This window comes from Streptomyces sp. NPDC058008 (genome assembly GCF_042886395.1).
Taxonomy (GTDB): Bacteria; Actinomycetota; Actinomycetes; order Streptomycetales; family Streptomycetaceae; genus Streptomyces.
Genome location: NZ_JBHVQX010000065.1, coordinates 1 through 8,134, shown reverse-complemented (window position 1 = coordinate 8,134; position 8,134 = coordinate 1). Strand labels below are relative to the sequence as shown.

The 8,134-nt window shown below is 69.4% G+C and carries 2 protein-coding genes; both read right to left on the bottom strand.

Features of this window, described 5'->3' with window-relative positions; translation table 11 throughout:
- A partial coding sequence (locus ACFVS9_RS34045) for a type I polyketide synthase (protein ID WP_389938868.1) occupies positions 1 to 1,442 on the bottom strand: 1,442 nt, incomplete at its 3' end.
- A 65-nt stretch (positions 1,443 to 1,507) separates the two neighbouring features.
- The coding region (locus ACFVS9_RS34040; protein WP_389938865.1) for a type I polyketide synthase at positions 1,508 to 8,134 on the bottom strand (6,627 nt) is incomplete at its 5' end.

Below are 8,134 nucleotides of genomic sequence, written 5' to 3'. Positions count from 1 at the left end.
CACGGCACCACACCCCCACCAACCGACACACCCCCACCAACAGACCCAGCCACCTCCGGCGCCTGCTCCACAATCACATGCGCATTCGTCCCACTCACCCCGAACGACGACACACCAGCCCGCCGCACCCGACCCGTCTCCGGCCAACCCACCCGCTCAGTAACCAACTCCACCGCACCAGAAGCCCAGTCCACCTCCGCGGACGGCTCATCCACATGCAACGTCGCCGGCACCACACCATGACGCATGGCCATCACCATCTTGATGACCCCACCCACACCCGCAGCCGCCTGCGCATGCCCGATATTCGACTTCAACGACCCCAACAACAGCGGCAACTCCGCAGGCCGATCCTGACCGTACGTGGCCAGCAGCGCTTCCGCCTCGATCGGGTCACCCAGCGTCGTACCTGTGCCGTGGGCCTCGACGACGTCGATCTGTACGGGGGCGAGGTCCGCCTCGGCCAGGGCCTGGCGGATCACCCGCTGCTGGGCCGGACCGTTCGGGGCCGTCAGACCGTTCGACGCACCGTCCTGGTTCACCGCCGAACCCCGCACCACAGCCAGCACCTGATGCCCGTTGCGCACCGCGTCGGACAACCGCTCCACCAGCAGCAGCCCGACGCCTTCGGAGAGTCCTGTCCCGTCAGCGCTGCTCGCGAAGGACCGGCACCGGCCGTCACGGGACAGGCCCTGCTGACGGCTGAACTCGACGAACACCTCGGGGGTGGCCATGACCATCACGCCACCGGCGATGGCGAGGGAGCTCTCGTGCCGCTGCAGGGAGTTCACCGCAAGGTGCAGGGCGACGAGCGACGACGAGCAGGCCGTGTCCACGGTGAGCGCCGGGCCTTCGAGCCCCATGGCGTAGGAGATCCGCCCGGAGATCACGCTGTCCGCACGGCCGGTGAGCAGATAGCCCTTGACCTCGTCGGGGGCGGCGTTCGAGTCACCGCCGTAGCCGTGGAAGCTGGAGCCCACGAAGACGCCCGTGTGGCTTCCCCGGACCGACGACGGATCGATACCCGCACGCTCGAAGAGCTCCCAGGACGTCTCCAGCAACAACCGCTGCTGCGGATCCATCGCCAACGCCTCACGCGGCGAAATCCCGAAGAACCCGGCATCGAACTCCCCCGCGTCGTAGAGGAATCCGCCCCTGTTCACGTACGAGGTACCAGGACGCTGCTCCCCGTCCGCGTCGAACAGGCTTCCCAGGTCCCAGCCACGGTCGGACGGCACCTCGGAGATCGCGTCCACGCCGTCGGACACCAGCCGCCAGAGGTCCTCAGGTGAAGACACTCCGCCGGGGTACCGGCAGCTCATGCCGACGATCGCCACCGGCTCGTCGGCTGCCGACTCCGCGGCCTGAAGGCGGGCGCGTGTCTCCTTCAGCTCGGCGGTGACGCGCTTGAGGTAGTCGAAGAGCTTGTCTTCACTCGCCATGAGTTCTCACCTGGTCCGTTCGTGTCGTACCTGCGGTCGGAGGAGTGGGGGCGGGGGGGGCCGGTCTACGCCTCCCCCAGTTCCTCGTCGATGAGCGCGAACACCTCGTCGTGGGAGGCCTCGTCCAGGTCCCAGTCCCGGGTGGTCGCCTGCATGACGAGCGGGACCGGGCTCACCCTGCGCAGCAGCTTCTCCAGCCGCTGTGCCACTTCTTCCCGCCTCGGGTCGTCGTCGGACAGGACGGCCAGTGCGTTGTCGAGCCGGTCCAGGTCGGAGAGGAGCGGGGTGCCCTCGGTCGTGTCCTGGCACAGCTCGCCGCGCAGGTAGTCCACCAGGCCGTTGACGGTGGGGTAGTCGAAGACCAGTCCGGCCGGCAACTTGCGTCCCGCCACACCGCCGAGCCGGTTGCGCAGTTGCACCGCGGTGACGGAGTCCAGGCCCAGTTCCCAGAACGGCCGTTTCACGGATACGTCCTCGGGAGCGTCGTGGCCGAGGACCACGGCGGCGTGTGTGCGGACCACGTCGCGCAGCAGCCGGTCCTGTTCCGGGCGGCTGAGTCCTGTGAGGCGGTCGGCCAGGGCCGGTCCCTCCGCGGTTGTTCCGGACCGGTGGTCGGTGGCCGCATGCTGCTGGAGATGGCGGATCTCGTCCAGGCCGTGCAGCAGCGGGCTGGGGCGCGCCGCTGTGTAGGCGGGGTAGAAGCGGTCCCAGTCGATGTCGGCCAGGACCACGACCGTGTCGTCGGCGTCCAGAGCCTTGCGCAGCGCCAGCGTCGCGAGCTCGGGGGACATGGCCGGGACACCGTGCCTGCGGCGCAGTTCGACCACGGCCTCCTTCTCCGCCATACCGCCCTGGGCCCAGGCGCCCCAGGCGATGGAGGTGGCTGTCCTGCCGTGTGCCCGGCGGTACCACGCGAGGGCGTCGAGGAACGCGTTGCCGGGCGCGTAGTTCCCCTGGCCGGCGGCGCCGAAGGTGCCCGCGGTGGAGGAGAAGAGGACGAACGCCGACAGGTCCAGGTGCTCGGTCAGCTCGTGCAGGTTCCAGGCGGTGCCGGCCTTCGCCCGCAGGACCGCGTCCGCGCGGGGCACGGTGAGCGTGTCCAGGCGTCCGTCGTCCAGGACCGCGGCGGTGTGGAACACCGACGTCAGTGGCAGCTCGTCCGGTATCCCGGCCAGCGCGGCCGCGAGGGCGTCCCGGTCTCCGGTGTCGCAGGCGAGGACGGTGACCCGCGCGCCCGCCCCGATCAGGTCGGCCCGCAGTTCCTCGGCCCCCTCGGCCTGCGGCCCCTGACGGCTCAGCAGCATCAGGTGCTCCGCGCCGTTCGCGGCCAGCCAGCGTGCGACGTGGCCTCCGATGGCACCGGTGCCCCCCGTGATCAGAGCGGTTCCGGTGGGGGGCCACTGTCCGGTGCTGCCGCTGGGGACGGGCGTACGCGCCAGCCTCCTGGCGACCGGGCCGGTGGCGCGGACGGCGATCTGGTCCTCGCCGGACCCGCCGGCCAGCAGCCCGCACAGCCGTGTCACCGCGTGCTCCCCGGGATCGGCCGGCAGGTCGATGAGCCCTCCCCAGCGGTCCGGGTGCTCCTGTGCGGCCACCCGTCCCAGCCCCCACACCAGTGCCTGTGCGGGAACCACCGGGGCGTCGTGAGCGCCCGTCGTCACCGCACCGCTGGTCACGCACCAGAGCCGGACGTCCGCACCCGCGACGTCGAGGGCCTGGATCAGCGCGAGGTTGGCGGCGTAACCCCTCGGTACCAGCGGGGAAGCCGGGTGCGGCGTCTCGTCCCAGGCGGTCACGGACAGGACCCCCGTCACATCGGGATGCTCGCCGAGCGCCGACCGGAGGTGTCCCACGAGGTCTGCGGCCTGCTCGGACGCGTCCTCCGCGGGTTCGCGGGAGGGAAGGACGAGCGCTACCGCTTTCGCGCCGCGCCGCTCGATGCCTGCCACCAGGGCCGACACCCTCCGGTCCTCCTCGAACCCTTCGGGGACGGCCAGGAGCCAGGTGCCGGACAGCGGAGCGGCACCGTCGTCCGGAACAGGCGCCCACTCGATCCCGTACCGCCACGAGTCCACGGTGTCCTGCTCGCCCTGCTGCCGGCGCCATTCCGAGAGCACCGGAAGTACGGCGGACAGGGAGGACTGGATGTCTGCTCCGGCTCCCGTGTCCGCTGCGGCGAGGGTGGCGGTGAGGCCGTCGAAGTCCTCACGTTCCACCGCGGCCCAGAACACGTCGTCCATGCTCGAACCGCCCTGTGCGGTGGTCTCCTCGGACGGTGCGGGAGAGTCCAGCCAGTAGCGCTGGCGCTGGAACGCGTACGTCGGCAGTTCCACCCTCAGGCCGCCGTCGAACGCGGTCGGCCAGTTCACGGTGGCCCCCGTCACGAACTGCTCCGCGAGTGCGGTCAGCAACCTGTCCCGGCCGCCCTTGTCACGGCGCAGGGTTCCGGTGGCGACGATCTCGGCGTCGCGGTCCTTGAGCGTCTCCTCGATGCCGTTGATCAGCACCGGGTGCGGGCTGACCTCGATGAAGACCTCGTGGCCGGATGCGGCCAACGTGCGCGTGACCTCCTCGAACCGCACGGTCTCACGCAGGTTGCGGTACCAGTACTCGGCACCCGCCTCCTCGGCGTCGAGGAGTTCCGCGGTCACGGCCGAGTACATCGGGAGACGTCCTGGACGTGGGACGATCGGCGCGGCCAGCTCCAGCAGCGGTTCGCGGAGCCGCTCGACCTGCGGGGTGTGCGAGGCGTAGTCCACCGGGACGCGGCGGGCCCGCACCCCGTCCCGCTCGCATGCGGCGACCAGCTCGTCCAGTGCTCCGGGCTCACCCGCGACGACGGTGGAGTTCGGCCCGTTCACCGTGGCGACGCAGATCCGCTCGCCCCACGGCTCCAGGAGGCCCGCGGCGTCGGCCACGGGCAGCGGAAGCGACACCATGCCGCCCTGCCCGGCCAGTTCCCGGCCGATCAGCCGGCTGCGCAGTGCGACCACCCTGGCCGCGTCGGCGAGCGACAGCACACCGGACACACACGCGGCGGCCAACTCGCCCTGTGAGTGACCGACCACGGCGTCCGGTTCGACCCCGTGCGACCTCCACACTTCGGCGAGCGACACCATGACGGCCCACAGCGCGGGCTGCACCACGTCGACCCGGTCCAGTGAGGGTGCGCCGGGGCGCTCCAGCAGTACGTCGAGCAGCGACCAGTCGGTGTGCGGACGCAGTGCCGCGGCACACCGGTCGATGTGCTCGGCGAACACGGGTGAGGTGTCGAGCAGTGCTCCGGCCATACCGGCCCACTGCGCCCCCTGCCCGGGGAAGACGAACACGGTCCTGGAGCGGGCCGCCGCGACGCCTTCGACCAGACCCGCGACGGGTTCGCCGCGGCCCAGGGCGGACAGCTGGCGCAGGAGGTCCTCGCGGGTCCGCCCGACCATCACGGCACGGTGTCCGAACGTGGCCCGGGTGGTCACCAGGGAGCGGGCGACGTCGGCCGGTGCGAGTGCCGGTTCGGCGACCACCCTTTCGTGCAGGGATCGTGCCTGAGCCCGCAGGCCCTCGGTGTTCCTGGCCGAGAGCACCCACGGCACGTGCAGCTCGTCCGGGGCGTCGGGTACTTCGGGGGCCGGCTGCTCCTGGGCCTGCTCCACGATCACGTGCGCGTTGGTGCCGCTGATCCCGAACGACGACACCGCGCCCCGGCGCGGCCGGCCCGTCTCGGGCCACGGCACGCTGTCGGCGGCGAGCCGCACGGCCCCCGTGTCCCACTCGACGTGCGAGGTGGGCCGCTCGACGTGCAACGTACGGGGAACCACACCGTTCCGCATGGCCAGCACCATCTTGATGACACCCGCGACGCCTGCGGCGGCCTGGGTGTGGCCGATGTTCGACTTCACGGAGCCGAGGAGAACGGGACGGTCCTCCGGACGGTCCTGTCCGTAGGTGGCCAGCAGCGCCTGCGCCTCGATCGGGTCACCCAGAGGGGTCCCCGTGCCGTGTGCCTCGATCACGTCGATCTCGGACGCGGACATTCCCGCGTTGGCCAGAGCCTGACGGATCACCCGTTCCTGAGCGGGGCCGCTGGGTGCGGTCAGGCCGTTCGACGCACCGTCCTGGTTGAGGGCCGAACCCCGCAGCACCGCGAGCACCGGGTGCCCGTTGCGGCGGGCGTCCGAGAGGCGCTCGACCACCAGCATGCCCACACCCTCGGCGAAGCCCATCCCGTTCGCCTCCGCGCCGAACGCCTTGCAGCGGCCGTCGGGGGCCAGGCCGCCGACCCGGCTGAATTCGACCATCGGCCGCGGCGTCGCCATCGTGGTCACGCCTCCGGCGATGGCCAGGGTGCATTCGCCTTGCCGGAGGGCCTGGGCGGCGAGGTGGAGGGAGACCAGGGAGGAGGAGCAGGCCGTGTCCACCGTGATCGCCGGGCCCTCGAGCCCGAGCGCGTACGCCACCCGGCCGGACGCGACGCTGTTGGCGCTGCCGTTGCCGAGGTATCCCTCGAAACCGCTGAGCAGGCCCGGGAACCTCGCGGCGTAGTCGTTGTAGATCAACCCTGCGAAGACGCCGGTGGGGGTGGCGTGGAGGGTGGTGGGATCGATCCCCGCTCGCTCGAGAGCCTCCCAGCTGGTCTCCAGCAGAAGCCGCTGCTGCGGATCCATCGCCAACGCCTCACGCGGCGAGATCCCGAAGAACTCCGGATCGAAATCCGCCACATCATGCAAGAACCCACCAACCTGCTCATACACCGTATCCGGATCATCCACAGCACCCAGACCCGAAACATCCCACCCACGATCCGTCGGATACGCCGTCATCGCATCCCGCTCACCCGCCAGCACCTCCCACAGATCCTCCGGCGACCGCACCCCACCAGGAAAACGGCAACTCATCCCGACAATCACCACCGGATCATCACCACCACCCACACCCACACCCACAGGCCCGGCCGGCACCACCACCGACCGATCAGGCCGGTCCTCAAGACCCAGCAACGAACCCAGCTCCACCGCAAGAGCAGCCGGAGTCGGATGATCGAACACCGCCGTCACCGCCAGCCGCACCCCCGTCGCCGCCCCCAACCGGTTCCGCAACTCCACCGCGGTCAGCGAATCAAACCCCAGGCTCTTGAACGCCCGCTCCGCATCCACCGCATCCGCATTCCCATGCCCCAACACCACCGCCGCCTGCGCCCGCACCAGATCACGCAACGCACGCTCCCGCTCCACCCGCGACAACCCCGCAAGACGACCCGCCAAACCACCACCACCCAACCCATCACCACTGGCCACACGCCTCGCCGGCACACCCACCACACCACGCAGCAACGGAGCCACCACACCCTGACCCCGCAACACACCCACATCAAGCCGCACCGGAACCACAAACCCACGAGGCGACCCCACCGCACTGTCGAACAACGCCAAACCCTGCTCGACAGAAAAACCCCTCACCCCCATACGACCCATCCGAGCCAGATCCGAACCCCGCAAATCCCCCGTCATCTCACTACGATCCGACCACAAACCCCACGCCAGAGAATGCGCCGGCAACCCCGCCCTACGACGATACTGAGCCAACGCATCCAAGAACGAATTCGCGGCAGCATAACTGCCCTGACCCGGCGCACCGAAAACACCCGCCGCCGACGAGAACAACACGAAGAACGACAGATCAAAACCCGCCGTCAACTCATGCAAATACCACGCAGCATCCACCTTCGGACGCAGAACCCCATCCAACCGCTCCACCGACAACGCCGACACAACCCCGTCATCCAGAACACCAGCCGCATGCACCACACCCCGCAAACCAGAAACCGTGGAAAGCAAAGCCGCAAGGGCGTCACGGTCACCCACATCACACGCCGCAACCCGAACCCTCGCCCCCAAACCCTCCAGCTCCTCGACGAGTTCGCCAGCGTGAGGAGCATCCGGACCACGACGGCTCACCAGAACAAGATCAGTCACGTTGTGCGTGACGACCAGATGCCGGGCCACCGCCGACCCGATCACACCCGTACCGCCCGTGACCAGCACCGGACCATCCAGCGACGCCGCCGGAGTCGTCAGAACCACCTTGCCGGTATGCCGGGCCTGACTCAGATACCGGAACGCCTCCGGCGCCTGCCGCGTATCCCACGCCGTGACCGGCAACGGCGACAGCACACCCCGCTCGAACAACTCCACCAGATGGGACAACATCTCCCCCATCCGCACCACACCAGCCTCACCCAGATCAAACGCCCGATACGAAACCCCCGGCCACCCCACCGCAACATCAGCCACATCACGAATATCGGTCTTACCCATCTCCAGGAACCGACCACCCTCCCCCAACAAACCCAACGACGTATCCACAAACTCCCGCGCCAAACAGTTCAACACCACATCCACACCACCAAAACGCTCACCGAATTCCAGCGTCCGCGACGAAGCAATCCGATCCGAACCAATCCCCAACGACTCCACCACCGGCCACTTCGGCTCACTCGCCGTCGCATACACCTCAACACCCAAATACGCCGCCAACTGCACCGCCGCCATCCCCACCCCACCCGCAGCCGCATGCACCAGAAGCGACTCACCCGCACGCATACCCGCCAGATCCACCAACGCGTAATACGCCGTCAAGAACACCGCCGGCACCGTCGCCGCCTGAGCGAAAGACCACCCCTCCGGCACCCGCACAAC